This window comes from Flagellimonas algicola (genome assembly GCF_005937185.1).
Taxonomy (GTDB): domain Bacteria; phylum Bacteroidota; class Bacteroidia; order Flavobacteriales; family Flavobacteriaceae; genus Flagellimonas; species Flagellimonas algicola.
Map to the genome: position 1 here is coordinate 1,099,118 of NZ_VCNI01000002.1, position 15,900 is coordinate 1,115,017.

Sequence of the window (15,900 nt, forward strand, 5' to 3'; positions counted from 1 at the left end):
TTTAAAAATCTTTCAACAATCGTATGCTTTCTTTTGGTAACCAACCCGTTTGCCCATCAGCCAATTGGATTTTTTTCCATTCGTCCAACTGATCCAATACCTTGACCTTGGTTCCTTCGTGAAGGGTAAATACAACTTCACTATTGGAATTGGGCTCTGAACTGATTTTTACTTCTTGACTAAATATTATCGCAGGATTATCATTTTTAAATTCCTGATATTGCAAATAGGCCAACAGCACACACAGCACACCGAGGATCAGGGCAAACACGCTAGAAATAAAAGCAATCCGTTTTTGTGTGGCTGGACGCAAAAAGAAATAGGCCAAATAAGCCAAAACAAACAAAAGGATGAGGGCTACAGCTAAGTATGCCCATTGATCAAATGAGAAAAAGTTGACCAATGCGTAGTAGAATTGCGCAATTTCTGTCTTGGGCATTTCCTCTACGGCATCCAACCTCATGTTCTGGGCATAACCCAAATTATTTAGAATTTCCTTGTCGTTTGGTTTTAACAACAGGGCTTTTTCATAATATAGAATACTGGGTGCAATAGCATTTAATTTATAGTGGCAATTACCTAGATTGAAGTAGAGTTCTGCAGAATGCTCCCCATTTTCCAAGATTTTCCCATAGTTTTCAATAGCCTTGGTATATTCTCCTTTATTGTAGAATTCTGTAGCCTGTTTAAATAATGCACTGTTTTGGGCAGTTCCTAGAACAACCGACAAACAAAGGGTCAAGGTCAAGAGGAATTGTCTCATAATTGTTTGTCCAGTTTAGAGATTACTTCACTTGCCTTTGCATAATCATTTTGCATTTGCACATCAGAGAAAGGGCTGTATCTGGCCATCTCACAATTTTGCAAGAGGCTTATAAAACCTTCTATGTCGGTACCATCTACATTTTTATCGGATAAAATCTGCATGATTTTTTCCTTGCTGAATTCCGAGGTCTCAATCTTCAATTTGGCCTTAAGATAATTGTGCAATCCTTTTTCCAGGGCCACATAGAACGCCTCTTTGTTCCCAAGCTCTTTTTTGGCGGTGGAGAGATATTTTCTCGCCAACCTATTGGCTTGCTTAATCCTATTGCCGACCACGTCGCTTGCAATTGCTTCTCTTTTCTTAAAGGAAAATACTGCAATGGGAATTAGGATAAGTGGTGCAAACAACAGGAGATAGAAGGTATTGGAGCCAAAGAAATAATTGGTGCCAATCTTGGTTAAATTGGCATTCAACTTTATAAAATGGAACTGTTTACCTGTAGGAACAACGAATTGCTTATTGGTCGTTACTGCACTTTCAGTGCCAGAAGAACTTAAAGGACCTTCCAATACCTCAATATTGATTTCCTCAGAATTGACGGTAACATATTTTGAGGTTTTGGGATTGAAATAACTAAATGAGATGCTTGGAATAGGATATTTACCCCTGTATGAGGGAACAATGGTGTAATTGTTGGCCACCCTGCCTTCCATTCCGGTGCTAATGGTGCGTACCTTTTCGTCAAATTCAGGCTCATATACCTCCAAAGCGCTGGGCAGTTCAGGTTCGGGAAGTTGGAAAAGCTTTAAGTTGCCCTTGCCTGAAACCTCCACTTTTGCCTGTAGGGATTCTGAAGCATTGAGTGTTTGTTTGCTCGTGGTTACCTTAAAATCAAAATCTCCAACGGCGCCTCCAAAGTTGGCTGGCTTACCAGCTTCCGGCAAGGCCTTTACACTCAAGGTTCTTCTTCCTGCGGAGACCGTTTTTGTGGTTTGGGTATAAATTCTACCTCCAAAGAAATCCCTCCTATTCGTGGGCACATCCACATAAATTTCCAAGGCAAGTGGCTCAATATCCAATTTTCCAGATTTCTGCGGATACAACACTACTTTTTTCAGCACAACGGACAGATAAGGCTTGCCGTTATAAGTTGTGTTTTTGGGTTTGGGTTTGGAAACGTCAATTTCCTGACTCCAAAAGTTATTATAGGTAGGATTGTCTAGGGAGCGGTAATTGGTCACCCGAATGGAATGGCCTACATAAAGTTTGTAGGTAACGGTTACGGCTTCATTCAAATAAGGGCTTCCATCGGATACTTCTGCTACCAAATGAAGGCTTTCATCCGCAACATCGTCCACCGTTTTCTGGTCATTGGGTTTGTCAACGGCAGCCGTGACTTCTACCGTTTTTGGTAAAGTTTTGTAGGTTTCACCGCTAATTTCTATGGTAGCTTGTTTAATGCTGAACCTCCCTCTGGCCGTAGGCACCAAAATATAGGAGTAGGTTTTGGAAAAGCTTCGCTTTCCATTGACCCATGAAGAACTAATGGATTGGGAAGGCCCCATGACCACTTTGAATCCGTCAAAGGAAGGAGGATTGAAATTGTCTCCATCCTTGTTCATGGTAAACTCTACCCTTAATCGCTCGTTGATGCCCAGTTTTTCCTTGCTGAGGTTCATTTCAAAGGAAACTTCCTCTTCCTGTTTTTCTTGGGCATACAAAGGGTTGCCCAAAAAGATTGGGGTACAAATCAATACCCATAAAATGGACCATTTGATTTTCATTACCAATCCTTCTCGTTTTTGATTTTTTTGCCTTTCACCTTTTTCGCCTCCATTTTCTCCTGTACTTTTTTCTCCTCGTTCTGCATGGCTTCTAGCAAATTTTGTATCTGCTGTTTGGAAAGTTGATTTGGACGGGGTTGTTGTTGCTTCTCTTCGGATTGATCACCTTCGCTGGGTTTTTGCTCTTGCTCCTTCTTTTCATCACCATCTCCCTCCGTATTTTCTTCAGGTTTGTTTTCCCCATTTTCCCCATCATCGCCTTGATCTTTGTTCTCATCCTGATCTTGCTCGCCTTCCTGGTCTTTGTCGTTTTCTCCGTCGTTGTTTTGATCTTGATTCTTGTCTTTTTGATCTTGTTGGTCCTGCTGATCTTTGTTGTCGTCGTTTTGATCGTTGTTTTGCTCGTCTTGCTGATTTTCCAACAATTTTTTGGCTAAAGCAAGATTGTATCGGGTCTCTTCATCCGTTGGATTGTTGCGCAAGGCCTCCTTATAAGCTTCAACCGCTTTTTGGTATTCCTTGTTCTTCATGAACACATTGCCCATGTTGTGGAAAGCTTTATGCTTACCTGGCTTTTCCTTGGATTTTTCCCCGGCCTGTTTGAATCGGCCAAAGGCCTCCTCAAAACTTTCTCGATTATAATAGGCAGTTCCCAGATTGAAGGGCGCAACGGTATTGTCCGAACTCTTGGAAATGGCTTTTCTGTATTCGCCTTCGGCGGCGATAAAGTCATTTGTGGTCAGTTCTTTGTTAGCATCCCAGGTTAGATTAGTAGACGCTTGGAGTGCCTTCTCCGCTTCTTTGACTGCTTCCCCTTCTTGTCCATAAGCCCAAACGGTACAGCACAAGAGACCCAAAATCAATCTTAGCTTATGCATCATCGTGTTCGTTAAAAAGATTTAGTTTTTTCAACCACTTGGTTTTTCTATCCAGCAAGAAAACGTCCAAAAATAAAAATAAAAGACCTATGCCCAAGAACCACTGAAACTGGTCTTTATATTCGGCAAATTGCTTGGCCTCGAATTCTTTTTTGTCCATTTGATTCAATTGCTCCTTGATATATTCCACAGCATTTTCCGTATTGGAACCATCAATATATTCCCCATTGCCTTCTTGGGCAATTTCAGAAAGCACAGCCTCATTTAGTTTTGTGATGACGACTTCCCCTTGATTGTCCTTCTTTAAGCCTTCAACAATTCCATTTCTTTTGAGTGGAATGGGAGCTCCTTTAGGTTTTCCAACCCCAATGGTAAAAATGCGAATGCCATTTTGAATGGCATTGTCCACTGCTTCAATGGTAGAGCGTTCTGAATGATCCTCACCATCCGACACAATGAACAAAACCCTATTCGTCTGTTCTGCATCGTTGTAATACGTACTTGCCAAATCTATGGCCGCATTTATGGCTGTTCCTTGGGAGGACAACATGTTGGTGTTCATGCTTTGAAGGAACATCTTGGCCGCGCCATAATCCGTGGTTATGGGCAGTTGTGGATAGGCCTGCCCGGCATAGGCAATAATTCCAATTCGGTCACTGGCCAATTGATTGATGATCTCAGAAACCAGACGTTTGGATTTCTCCAGTCGGTTGGGAGCAATATCCTCAGCCAGCATACTTTTGGAAACATCTACCGCAAAGACAATATCAACCCCTTCCCGTTTAACCGTCTCCAACTTGGTTCCAATTTTAGGGTTGACCAAGCCCAAAATCAAAAAGCTTAGGCCCAGTAAAAGAAATATGAGTTTCAGTGCGGACTTAAAACTTGAACGATTGGGCGCCAACTTACGCAAAAGCCCAACCTCTGCAAACTGCCGCTGCGTTCTTTTTTTCCAAACTTGCAGGAAAAAGAAAGCCACCACCATTACGGGGATAATGGCCAAAAGATAGAAATATGCTTTTTCGTCAAGCTGAATCATTGTATTATATAAAACTTTTAAACACAGAGTTGCGCAAAGCCCACTCCAACAACAATAAAATTCCCGCAAGGAAAATCAGGGGGCGGTACTTTTCGTCGTATTTGTAATATTTAAATTCCTCTATCTCGGTTTTTTCAAGTTTGTTGATTTCATCATAAATCTCCTCCAACTTTTCGTTGTCGGTTGCCCTGAAATATTTTCCACCCGTTACCTTGGCAATGTCTTTTAGCAAGGCCTCGTCTATTTCCACCTGTCGCATGCCATATCTAAAGGTACCGTCTCTATTGTAAGCTACGGGAGATAAGGCGTTTCCGTTAGTGCCCAAGCCAATGGTATAGGTTTTTATTCCAAATTCCACCGCCAAATCTGCTGCCGTCTTAGGTTCAATAAAACCAGAATTATTGACTCCGTCCGTCAACAAAATGATAACCTTGCTGATGGCTTTGCTTTCCTTTAATCTATTGACAGAGGTTGCCAATCCCATTCCAATTGCGGTACCATCCTCCAGATCGCCATATGAGATTTCCCGAAGCGCATTGAGCACAATGGACTTGTCGCTGGTAATGGGTGTTTTGGTATAACTTTCCCCTGCATATCCCACCAAACCAATTCGGTCATTTGGGCGTTTTTTGATGAACTCCCCGGCCACATTCCTTAGAGCCGTAAGTCTATTGGGCTTTAAATCACGTGCCAACATACTGGAGGATACATCAATGGCCATTACAATATCAATTCCTTTGGTCGTTTTGGTTCTAGTGGAAATATCTTCAACCTGCGGACGAGCCAAAGCGGTAATTATGGAGGACAAGGCCAGTAGTCGTAGAGCAAAAAGCACTGGTCTTAGTTTTGAGGCCAAACTACTAACGGTAAAACCTTTGATACTTGAGATTTTTAAGGAAGCCACTTCTTCCCTATGCTTGAAAAGATACCATAGCAAAGCCATTGGCAGCAGAAGGAACAGCCAAAAAAATTGTGGGTTTGCAAATTCGATATTATCAAACATTTATACCTGTGTTTTTACGTCAAGTGTTTCCAACATACGCTTCACTATTTGTTCTGCATAGGCATCGCCCCTTTCATGATAGATGATTACCTGCTGTACAAATCCTTTACCTCCAAAGCACAAAATCATATATTCAATTTTGGCAGATTTCTTGGTCACCGGATTTTCGAACGAACCCGACCCATAGGTTTTTAAACCGGCCACTCCAGATTTTGTATTGAACTCATCAGTCTTGGTCAACATATTTCTTACCCCCATACTTTCAAATTGGGCCAGATTGGCCTCGACCACTGCTTCAAAATTGGGGTCTACAGCTTCCTTATAAGTGGTAGAGTTGGTCGAAACAGAAAATAGACCGTCCACTTTTCCATTCATAAAAGTTTGGTGGGATTTGATCACTTCAGCCGCCTCCTTGGGCAATTCCACTTCTTGTCGAATCAACACCTGGGGAGTTTCAATTTCTATTGGCGGATAACCATAGGAGCTGGCAACCCATTCGCCTTCCAGCAAGTCTTTGGTAGGATGACCAAAAACCGTATCCTTTACTTCTTTGAATCCAAAATAGAGCACGGAAGATACTCCGCCAATCACAACGAGTCCAGCAAAAATGGCTGCTGCCAGGATAATACGGTACCGTTGTTTTTTCTTGGCTAATTCCAGCTGATATTCCTCAGTAAGCATGAGTTCCTCTTCCGTGGGTTCCGGTAAGGCATCATGTGTCTTGACCACAATCTGCTCCACCATTTTCCGATCTTCCTCTGCCACAGAAGTGGATGGCCTTGACTTGGCAAATTTGACCAAGTCAGCGGTTTGGAGAATTTTTTGGAATTGAACAATGGTCTCGTGCTCCAAGTCCAATTGACCTGCATCCTTGAGCATTTCCAATTTGGAAATAAGCTGAGCGGTAGTACTTTCCAGTGCGGTAACATGAACATCTTCTTCCAAATAGGAACGTACAATGTCCGTTAGTTCAGAATAGTACTTTTTGTATTCGTCCTGAATTAAATATCTCGAATTCTCTAGCTTTTTTAGCTCCAACAACGCTCGGTCATAAGGAGGTAGCAACGCTTCTTTTTCTTCCTCGGTCAATGGCTTTTTTCTTAAAAAGAACCAATAGACCAATCCGCCAACAATTAACAGAGCCAAAAACACCCAAAGCAATATCATCCATATTTTGGCGTAGCTTTTATCCACTTCGATCAGCGGTTTGATGTCGTACATTTTTTGTTTGGTGGTATCCACCACAACATCGGCAACTTTAATGTTAAAGGAATCTGTGAAAAAGGGTTGTTCATTAATGGCAATACGTTGGGGCGGAATGGTATACGACCCACTATCAAATTGCGTTAATGCATATATCTGCTGTAGGATTACCCTATTGTTGATTTTGACTGTATCCTGCATTATGGCCTCCACGGACTCCAAAGGGGAAAAGGTTTGTCCTTCTGGGAAGTGGACTACGTTTAGGGAATCGGTTTCAACAGTTATGGTATACTCTATTTGCTCCCCTATTTTGATACCCGTAGTATCAATTACTGCAGTGACCTTGGAAGCTTGTGAAAACCCATGGGAAGGAAGTAATAAGAGGCATAGTAAAATCATACTGTAAAGCAGTAAGGATTTTCTTTGAACTTCCAATATGGGGGAACCTATCTGCAACATTATCCTCTTCGTTTAAAGTAGCCCAACAATTTTTTCACATAACTTTCATCCACGCGGCAATTGATTACACCACAACCGGATTTGGTAAAGGAATCCATGAAGTACTCCACTTTATCCTTATGGAAGGTGCCATAGGCGTTCCGTACTTTTTTGGACCGTGTGTTCACCAGTTGGAGTGTTCCAGTTTCAGCATCAAGCATTTGTACCATACCCAAATTAGGAATGGATTCTTCCTTGGCATCATAGACCCTAATCCCGGTAACATCGTGTTTATTGCCAACAATACGTAGAGTGTTGTCATAGTCATCGGTAATGAAGTCGGATAGTACAAAAACAATCGCTTTTTTCTTCATCACATTGCTCAAGAATTTGAGAGCTTCTGCAATATTGGTTTCACTGCTATTGGGGGTAAACTCCAACAGTTCCCGAATAATTCGAAGTACATGGCTTTTCCCTTTTTTGGGCGGGATAAACAGTTCAACCTCATCCGAAAATAGGATTAAACCGACTTTGTCATTATTTTGAAGGGCCGAGAAAGCCAGCGTGGCTGAAATTTCAGTAATCACCTCTTTCTTGAATTGGTTGGTGGTTCCAAACAGCTCGGAGCCACTTACATCAACCATCAGCATCATGGTAAGTTCCCGCTCTTCCTCAAAAACCTTTACATAGGGTTCATTATATCTAGCAGTTACATTCCAATCTATGGTTCTTACATCATCCCCAAATTGATATTGCCTTACTTCGCTGAAGGTCATACCCCTACCTTTAAAGGTAGAATGGTATTCCCCACCAAAGATATGGTCGGAAAGACGCCGGGTCTTTATTTCAATTTTACGGACTTTTTTAAGTAACTCTTTCGTATCCATCAGTAAGCAAACCGTATTTAGGTTTCAGTTTTAGGTGATGGTAGGTTGTTGTTGCGAGATCACCTGTAAGGCCAAAGTTCCTGCTAAGGAACTTCTACCTCATTGACAATCTTGTTGATGATCTCTTCGGAAGTGATGTTCTCAGCTTCGGCTTCGTAGGTGATCCCAATACGGTGCCTTAGTACGTCATGCACAACAGCCCTTACATCTTCTGGGATAACATATCCTCTTCGTTTAATAAATGCATAGCATTTAGAGGCGTTGGCCAAATTGATACTTCCCCGCGGAGAGGCACCAAAACTGATTAGGGGTTTTAAATTTTCTAGATTGTATTTTTCAGGATAACGGGTTGCAAACACCAAATCCAGGATATATTTTTCAATTTTTTCATCCATGTAGACCTCCCTTACCGTTTGTTGTGCACTCAATATTTGTTTTAGGGACACTACAGGCTTCACAGCTTCTGTTTCACCTTTAAGGTTTTGCCTAATAATGAGCTGCTCCTCGTTAAGTTTGGGATAATCAATTACGGTTTTCAGCATAAAACGGTCTACCTGTGCTTCAGGCAGCGGGTAAGTTCCCTCTTGTTCCACCGGGTTTTGTGTGGCCATTACCAAAAAGGGAGCATCCAGTTTAAAAGTCTCATCCCCAATGGTTACCTGTTTTTCCTGCATGGCTTCCAAAAGGGCCGATTGCACTTTGGCAGGCGCCCTGTTAATTTCATCCGCTAGGACAAAGTTGGCAAAAATGGGCCCTTTCTTTATGGAAAAATCATTTTCCTTCATATTATAGATCAAGGTACCCACCACATCGGCCGGTAATAGGTCAGGCGTAAATTGAATTCTACTGAAAACGCCTTTAACCGCTTTGGAAAGGGTATTGATAGCCAAAGTTTTGGCCAGTCCAGGAACACCTTCCAAAAGGATATGCCCTTGGCCCAATAGCCCAATAAGCAGTCGTTCCACCATATGTTTTTGCCCAATGATGGCCTTGTTCATTTCCTGTGTGAGCAGGTCAATAAAAGCACTTTCCTGGGCAATTTTCTCATTCACAGCACTAATATCTATAGTAGTGTTTTCTTCCATATAACCTTTTATTCTTTAGGTATTTCTGTCAATTTTTTTCTAGATGTGCAAAATGAAAATTAATTTAAAATCCATCTGTTAATTAATGGTTAAAAAAATCCGCGGAGGCCCAGTTTTGTGAAGGTTTTAAGGGTTTAATTTTATACTTTCACCTTTCATGCAAAGTACAGAGAAATTTTCCAAAGTTTTTGTTGGAACCATGACGTGGGGGAGTTGGGGGAAACAACTTTCCAAACAAGGGATGATCGGACTAATGGAACATTGTCTGGAAAACGGACTTACCACTTTTGATCATGCGGATATTTATGGGGACTACACCACCGAGGCTGAATTTGGCAAAGCCTTTGCCGAAAGCGGAATAGATCGGACGCAAATTCAGCTGGTATCCAAGTGCGGTATCCAGATGACATCCGGCAGGGACAACCACCTGAAGCATTATGAATATGGAAAGGACTACATTATTTGGTCTGCCGAGGAGTCTTTGCGTAAATTAAATACGGAATATTTGGATTTGTTCCTGTTGCACCGCCCCAGTCCGTTAATGCATCCTTCGGAAATTGGAGAGGCTATTGACCACTTATTGGAGAGCGGAAAAATCAGACAATTTGGGGTGTCCAATTTTACACCATCACAGATTGCCTTGTTGGAAAGTGTGGTTGAAGTTAAGGCCAATCAGGTTGAATTTTCTTTGACGCATACGGCGCCAATGTACGATGGAACTTTTGATGACTGCTTGGCCAATAAAAGGTTGACCATGGCATGGAGTCCTTTGGGACAAGTATTCCGAGAGGAAAACGCGCAAACAGTGCGAATAAATAAAACGCTGTCCCAGCTTGTTGATAAATATGGAGTTGACGAAAGTCAAGTTCTTTTGGCTTGGATGTTAAGACATCCTGCCGTTCCCAGGCCTGTTATTGGAACCACCACCAAGGAAAGAATAAATTCATCGGCCAAAGCCGCACAATTGGATTTGGAATTACAAGATTGGTTTGCCCTACTGGAAGCAAGCCAAGGGCACGAAGTACCTTAAACTTTATTTATGGAATTGAAGACTGCATTGATAACGGGAGCCACCAGTGGAATTGGCAAAGCAACCGCCGAGCTTTTGGCAAAGAACGGATTTAATTTAGTGTTGTGCGGCCGACGCACAGATCGTTTAGACCAACTTCGGAATACATTGGGCGCACAAACAGGTGTTCACACCCTAACTTTTGATGTTAGAAATCGAGAGGAAGTTATTAAGGCTTTGGAAAGTTTGCCCCAAAACTTTTCCCAGATAGATGTGTTGATCAATAATGCTGGTAATGCCCATGGGATGGATCTTATTGATTCTGGAAATATGGACGATTGGGATGCCATGTTGGATATTAATGTAAAGGGGTTGCTTCATGTTTCCAAGGCCATCATGCCACAGATGGTGGAAAGAAAGGCAGGGCATATAATCAATATTGGATCTTTGGCCGGCAAGGAAGTATACCCAAAGGGAAATGTATATTGTGCAAGTAAATTTGCAGTTGATGCCATAAATCAAGGGATGCGAATTGATCTTAACGAGCATGGTATTCGAGTGGGAGCGGTAAATCCAGGTCTAGTGGAAACGGAATTCAGTGATGTTCGGTTTAAAGGTGATACTGATCGGGCCAAAACCGTTTATCAAGGGTATCAAGCACTAAAGGCGGAAGATATAGCGGACATCATTCACTTTGTAATTTCAAGACCATATCATGTAAATATTGCCGACTTGTTGGTGTTGCCAACCGCGCAAGCAAGCAGTACAATCGTGAACAAAACAGTGTAGTGTTTCGGGATACGGGTTGAAAGTTGGGTGCAGAAGTTAAATAGTTGAGAAATGAAGGGTTTTGAGGAATTGGAAGTTTGGAACATGTCCCGAGAATTGTGCAATGAAGTTTGGCAAATTATGCTGCATACAACCCTGGCAAAAGATTTTGAATTAAAAAATCAAATGAATTCGGCTTCAGGTTCGGTTATGGACAATATTGCAGAAGGATATGAAAGAAATGGCAATCGAGAGTTTATTCAGTTTTTAAGCATATCCAAAGCATCTTGTGGAGAGCTTCGTTCGCAATTGTACAGGTGTTTGGACAGAAGACATATTTCGCAAAAACAATTTGACGTTATTTATAATATGACATTGACCTTGGGTAAGAAATTAGGCGCTTTTATGTCTTATTTAAAGAAATCTGAAAGAAAGGGTTCTAAATATGATTGACCAAGTAACGCGAAACTTGTAACGCACCTCCCGAAACTAAAGAAAATGATCAACAAACGCCTTCTGGTTAAAAACCTGCTTGCCCATAATGATGAAAATAGTTTTTACGATAAAAAACGATTCATTGCCATTGGGGAAAAGGAAGGGAAGGCGAAATTTTTAAAACACGTTTGTGCCCTTGCCAACAGCAACCCTAAAAACAATTCTTTTATTGTTGTTGGGGTGGAGGATGAAGACAATAAAATTGTTGGGGTTGATTTTTTTGACGACAGCAAAATCCAAAATCTGGTCAACGCCTATTTGGATAATCCGCCCATAATTTCATATGAGAACATTCCCTTTCCGCATCTTCCAGAAGGCAAAGTAGTGGGTCTGGTAACCATTCGTTCCAATGGCAAGGTATGTGCACTTCGGAAAAATATCTGGAAATACTATGGCGGAGCTGTTTTTTTCAGGGAGGGAAGTATAAGTCTTCCCAAAGCTTTTGATATTGAGCTCAAGGACATCAATTCAGATGCAGTGGCCACGATAGAGCAGCATGCACGCAATAATATTGAATTGACCTTGGATGCCGTCATCAATTTCATAAATAACAGACATGCCGACCTGACAAGCGATTACAAAGTATTTAAGGAACAGTTTGTGGTTTGTTGGGCGGGAAATAAAAAAAGCGTTAATAACAAGACCTACTTTTCCAGGGTGGATATTGAACTGATCAACGAGCAGGTCAAATTATTTTATTCCGCCTTGGATGAAATCACGATAGACTATACCGAAGATTCCTTTACCATGTTGGAGTTTGTGCAATTGGGATTGGGAGCCGAACAAAAATACTACCCCTTGGAAGAAATGGTAATTACTTTTTCTGAAAACGGGAAATACACCATCAACAGCAAACTGGTATTTGAACCACCCCAATACGACAAGAAAACATTGCATCATGTATTGAACACCAACAATACCCTTTTGCAAAAATTGGAAAAGAACATGGAGCTCAACAAAGTTGAGACTGCAGATTTGATGCATTTGCCCGCCACCTACCTCATCTGCTATCTCAATGGATTTGAAGAGGCCAAGGAGCAAATGGAACAAGCCCGGGCACTCCTAAAACGCCAGGATGCCAATATCTATCAATCGCTGAAAGAATCGTTGCGAATACTCCGGAAGGTAAGATACAATTAAGATTTTTTAAGCCAGATCATTTGATAGGGCTGGAGTTCCAACAACCCACTTTTTACATCAATTTTTTTATCAACTACCAGATCTTTTGGATTTCCTTTGGTGAAATAGCCCAACTTCATTAACCAACCTGAATCAATTACTTGTGGATTTTCATCAAAATTGCAGATTACCATAATCCCCTCCTTGGCGCCGTGGGTTCTTTCAAAAATCAACATATGATTATTACCGGTCTGATGCAGAACTAGATTGTTGGAATCGGCCAAAGCGGGGTTGGCCTTACGGACAGCGATAAGATGCTTAAGGGTATAATAAACTTGGCTCTGGGGTAAATCCTCATTTCCAAGTTTTTTAACCATGGTCCAATCTTGCTGGGGACGATTCACCCATCTGCTATCCCCATTTTTGCTGGAATCTTTGGTATAGGAGTAATCGTTTAAAGTGGCAATTTCATCCCCTGCATAAATCATGGGAATTCCGCCAAAAGAGAGGATAATTCCGTGTAGCAAATTGATTTTGGAAATAGCTTTTTCAATTAGGTCTTTGTCCCCATTTTCCAAAGCTGATTCCAAGCCCAATAAAGAGGCGGCGCTGCCCGTGATTCTTCCGTCACCCGTTTTGGGATTGTACATGAATAGCAATCCTTTGGCGGGAGACCAATCCAGTTTTTGACAATAATAATCCAATAAGAATTTCCGGTGCTGTTGTGGATTCCATCCCATCTCATGGATAAAAGAATCATCGTATCCTAAACCTATGTCATCATGGCAACGGATGTAATTGATCCAGGTGCATTCTTTTGGTTTTGGGTGAACTTCGGTAAGGCTTTTATACAGCAGCCCTGTTTTTTTGGTGGCTATGGAGTTCCATAAAAGAGCCATTAGCGATGCGTTGTAGGCTACTTCGCACTCATTGCCCAGTTTTGGCCCTTCACCAAAATATTTGATGATATCCTTGGGAGCTACAATGGCTTCCGCCAAAAAAATAGTACCAGGAGCAACCACCTGGAGACACATGCGGAACAAGGACACCAAGTTGTGGGCTTCGGGCAAATTTTGGGAGATGGTCCCTATTTTCTTCCATAAGAATGCCAAGGCGTCAAACCGAACCACATCAACACCCAAATTCACCATTTTGACCAAATTGGTCAGCATCTCCATAAAAACTTCTGGGTTGGTATAGTTAAGATCCCACTGATAGCCGTTGAAAACGGTCATCACCCAGCGATCCATTTCGGGGACATATGTAAAATTGCCTGGAGACGTTTCTGGGAATACTTCCGGAAGCACCTTCTCAAAGGCATCTGGTATTACCCTGTCTTCAAAGGTGTAGTAGTAATCCAGGTATTTTTGCTCTCCTTTTTTGGCCTTTTTTGCCCAAGGATACTCATCTGAGGTGTGGTTCACTACAAAATCCAACATCAATAAAATACCGTGTTTCCTAAAGGCAGTGGTTAATTTTAGCAGATCTTCTTGGGAGCCATACTTTTTATCGACTTTTAGATAACTGTTAACCGCATATCCGCCATCACTTTCTCCCTTAGGGCGTGTGGTAATGGGCATTACATGGATAAAATTAACTCCTAGATCCTTCAAATAGGATATCTTTTTATGTAATCCCTTCAAATCTTTGTTGAAGTTTTCCACATACAATTGCATCCCCACAATGTTCTCGCTTTGGTACCAAGATTCGGCTTCCAGGCGCTCAAGATCCTGACGCTGAAGTTCGTCTGGCCGGAGGGCATATAACTTGGGTAAAAGTTTTAGAAGGTTATCAAAATCCTTACCATGCTTATCTACGGGATATAGCGAAAAGAAGAGCTGTTGGATCAAACTAAGATTGGTACTTAGTCTTAGATCAAAAAGTGCCTCTGGGGTTTTGACATTCAGCCGATTTGAAACGAGCTTATGTAAAGCAGCTTGGTTCATCAGGCTTCCAATTGTGATCTAGAAGGCAGCGAGGGGATGGCTCCGTAGTTAGTGGTAGTGATGGCTCCGGCTTTATTGGCCATGGCCACCATGGCAAGAAGCGAATCAAAGTCTTCGACGAGATGTTCAAAGCTGTCCATATCTGCAATTTGTTTCAGCAGACAACCAATAAAAGCATCTCCGGCACCTGTAGTATCAACGGGCTTAACCTTGATGCTAGGGACAACTTGTTTGTTTTTGTCCATGCTTAATAAAGTCCCTTCCTTGCCCAGGGTCACTGCAATAATTTTTGTCCCAACGTGATGGAGAAAATCGCATGCCTGGTATAAGTCGTCCTTTCCAGATAGTAATTGGGCTTCCTCCAAACTGAATTTGCATAAATGGGACTTTTCAATTAGAGGCATACATTTTTTAATGAACCGTTGTTCGTTCTCCTTCCAAAGATCTCCCCTGAAATTTGGGTCAAAGCTGATAAACATTTCTTTGGTAAGTGCATCAAAAAGGTATTTGCCATACGCCTTTTCAAGCTCACCGCCAAGCAATGCGGTAGCGGCTCCCAAATGCATTATATTTCCGTGAAAATCCTTTCTTAGCGATGGATCATAGGTCAATTCCCGATCAGCGCCCCTGCTGAAAACAAAGTCACGCTCCCCATCTTCAGCAAGTGAGACAAAGGCAAGGGTGGTAAAAGTTTTTGAAATTTGAGCAAGGGATACATCGACCCCTTCTTTTTTTATGACATCCAGCAAGAATTTCCCGAAGGGATCGTCGCCAACCGCACCAATAAATACACCTTTACCTCCCAGTTTGGAAATGGCACAGGCCACATTGGCTGGAGCGCCACCTGCTTTTTTGGTAAAGATGGTGGCTTGGGTAAGGTCACTGCCCTGCTTTTCAGCAACAAAATCAATTAGTAGCTCACCTACGCAGAATACTTTTTTCATCCATCCATCTAAATAGAACACTCAATGTAAGGAGAAAAAAGCGGCTATTCCAAAATTTTGTGGGCTATGACCGTAAAATATGTTGTGGAAGTATCTTGGCAAAGGGATTCCCGTGCTTTGGCCTCAAGTGTTGAATTGGCTTGTAGTTGTCCAGGTTCAAAAAGAAATGCCACAGAAATTTGTTGATTTTCGGAAACCTTTTGTTGGAGGCTCCCTCCAGATTCCATGATTTCCAAAACCTCAATCTTATACAGATGATCCTTGGCAACTCCGCAAATTTCCTTGTTGTCTTGAACAGCTGAAAGCACTTTTATTTTAAAAACAATTTCATTTGGCCCCAACAGCTCTTGGTCAGTGTTTGCATCGTTGACATCTTGGCTTTGATCTGTGGATTGTTCCTGTATTTGAGAGTTTTCCGTCAACGAACCTTCTTGCGATTTCGAACAAGATTGTCCTAAGATAAAAACTAGTATGAAGATTAGGGGTTTCATATGGATTACGTTTTAATGATATACGGTGCAAGCCATTGGATTGGA

15 protein-coding genes are annotated in these 15,900 nt (G+C 41.8%); 4 read left to right on the forward strand and 11 right to left on the reverse strand.

Going from position 1 to position 15,900, the window contains the following annotated elements; all coding sequences use genetic code 11:
• Window position 1: 1 nt before the first annotated feature.
• The 8 genes from FGG15_RS13810 to FGG15_RS13845 form a co-directional block, all read right to left on the reverse strand.
• The gene (locus tag FGG15_RS13810) at window positions 2-763 is read right to left on the reverse strand and encodes an SH3 domain-containing protein (RefSeq protein ID WP_138837206.1); all 762 of its coding nucleotides are present in this window, start codon (window positions 761-763) and stop codon (window positions 2-4) included.
• On the reverse strand, window positions 760-2,550 hold the full coding sequence (locus tag FGG15_RS13815; protein WP_138837208.1) for a BatD family protein: 1,791 nt from the start codon (window positions 2,548-2,550) through the stop codon (window positions 760-762). The genes FGG15_RS13810 and FGG15_RS13815 overlap by 4 nt, the downstream gene beginning before the upstream one ends.
• Window positions 2,550-3,428, reverse strand: a complete 879-nt coding sequence (locus tag FGG15_RS13820) for a tetratricopeptide repeat protein (RefSeq protein ID WP_138838304.1) — start codon at window positions 3,426-3,428, stop codon at window positions 2,550-2,552. The genes FGG15_RS13815 and FGG15_RS13820 overlap by 1 nt, the downstream gene beginning before the upstream one ends.
• A complete protein-coding gene (locus FGG15_RS13825) occupies window positions 3,421-4,467 on the reverse strand; it encodes a VWA domain-containing protein (protein ID WP_138837210.1) in 1,047 nt (348 codons plus the stop codon). The genes FGG15_RS13820 and FGG15_RS13825 overlap by 8 nt, the downstream gene beginning before the upstream one ends.
• Window positions 4,468-4,471: 4 nt before the next feature.
• Entirely contained in the window at window positions 4,472-5,470 is a 999-nt protein-coding gene (locus FGG15_RS13830; RefSeq protein ID WP_138837212.1) for a vWA domain-containing protein, read from the reverse strand.
• Complete coding sequence (locus FGG15_RS13835; protein ID WP_138838306.1) at window positions 5,471-7,072, reverse strand: BatD family protein; 1,602 nt, start codon at window positions 7,070-7,072, stop codon at window positions 5,471-5,473.
• A 59-nt stretch (window positions 7,073-7,131) separates the two neighbouring features.
• Window positions 7,132-7,998: a DUF58 domain-containing protein gene (locus FGG15_RS13840; RefSeq protein WP_138837215.1), complete on the reverse strand. Its 867-nt coding sequence runs from the start codon at window positions 7,996-7,998 to the stop codon at window positions 7,132-7,134.
• A gap of 83 nt (window positions 7,999-8,081) precedes the next feature.
• Complete coding sequence (locus FGG15_RS13845; protein WP_138837217.1) at window positions 8,082-9,083, reverse strand: AAA family ATPase; 1,002 nt, start codon at window positions 9,081-9,083, stop codon at window positions 8,082-8,084.
• Between the two features lie 157 nt (window positions 9,084-9,240).
• On the opposite strand from FGG15_RS13845, the gene FGG15_RS13850 reads away from it, so the two are divergent.
• The 4 genes from FGG15_RS13850 to FGG15_RS13865 are packed head-to-tail and all read left to right on the forward strand — an operon-like array spanning window position 9,241 to window position 12,495.
• Window positions 9,241-10,113 carry an aldo/keto reductase gene (locus FGG15_RS13850; protein WP_138837219.1) on the forward strand — a complete coding sequence of 291 codons (873 nt, stop codon included), beginning with the start codon at window positions 9,241-9,243 and terminating at the stop codon, window positions 10,111-10,113.
• A gap of 9 nt (window positions 10,114-10,122) precedes the next feature.
• On the forward strand, window positions 10,123-10,881 hold the full coding sequence (locus tag FGG15_RS13855; RefSeq protein ID WP_138837220.1) for an SDR family NAD(P)-dependent oxidoreductase: 759 nt from the start codon (window positions 10,123-10,125) through the stop codon (window positions 10,879-10,881).
• Between the two features lie 51 nt (window positions 10,882-10,932).
• Complete coding sequence (locus FGG15_RS13860) at window positions 10,933-11,313, forward strand: four helix bundle protein (protein WP_138837223.1); 381 nt, start codon at window positions 10,933-10,935, stop codon at window positions 11,311-11,313.
• 45 nt (window positions 11,314-11,358) lie between these two features.
• Window positions 11,359-12,495 carry an ATP-binding protein gene (locus tag FGG15_RS13865; protein ID WP_138837225.1) on the forward strand — a complete coding sequence of 379 codons (1,137 nt, stop codon included), beginning with the start codon at window positions 11,359-11,361 and terminating at the stop codon, window positions 12,493-12,495.
• On the opposite strand, the gene FGG15_RS13870 is transcribed toward FGG15_RS13865, so the two are convergent.
• From FGG15_RS13870 to FGG15_RS13880, 3 genes are read right to left on the reverse strand one after another with little or no spacing between them, the layout of a single operon-like run.
• Complete coding sequence (locus FGG15_RS13870; protein WP_138837227.1) at window positions 12,492-14,420, reverse strand: alpha-amylase family protein; 1,929 nt, start codon at window positions 14,418-14,420, stop codon at window positions 12,492-12,494. The genes FGG15_RS13865 and FGG15_RS13870 overlap by 4 nt on opposite strands.
• Entirely contained in the window at window positions 14,420-15,364 is a 945-nt protein-coding gene (locus FGG15_RS13875) for a carbohydrate kinase family protein (protein WP_138837229.1), read from the reverse strand. The genes FGG15_RS13870 and FGG15_RS13875 overlap by 1 nt, the downstream gene beginning before the upstream one ends.
• A gap of 44 nt (window positions 15,365-15,408) precedes the next feature.
• Entirely contained in the window at window positions 15,409-15,855 is a 447-nt protein-coding gene (locus FGG15_RS13880; protein WP_138837231.1) for a hypothetical protein, read from the reverse strand.
• Window positions 15,856-15,900 lie beyond the last annotated feature (45 nt).